1 protein-coding gene is annotated in these 278 nt (G+C 34.5%); it reads right to left on the reverse strand.

The features are described from left to right. Window positions 1–252, reverse strand: a 252-nt coding sequence (locus GUI70_RS25605; RefSeq protein ID WP_438503513.1) for a radical SAM protein, incomplete at its 3' end; no start/stop codon positions are given. Between the last annotated feature and the right edge of the window lie 26 nt (window positions 253–278).

The raw sequence follows: 278 nt of genomic DNA on the forward strand, positions 1-278 counted from the left end.
TTTCAATTGTGGGTGTTGTGACTTAATCGTTCTTACTGTATTACTAATGTGATCTACCTCTTTATCACTTGGGCCTCTACCACTCATAACAATACAATAGGTACCAATATGATTGTCATGTGCCACTTTCGCACCATCAATAATTTGTTCTTCTGGAATTAAGGCATATCGCTGTTTTTGTTTAATATCTCGTGATTGTCCACAGTAACCACAGTTTTCAGGACATATCCCACTTTTGGCATTTAAAATCATGTTTAATTTTACTTTTTTACCGAAAT

Origin of the sequence: Deinococcus alpinitundrae (assembly GCF_009982895.1) — a bacterium.
Lineage (GTDB): Bacteria > Deinococcota > Deinococci > Deinococcales > Deinococcaceae > Deinococcus > Deinococcus alpinitundrae.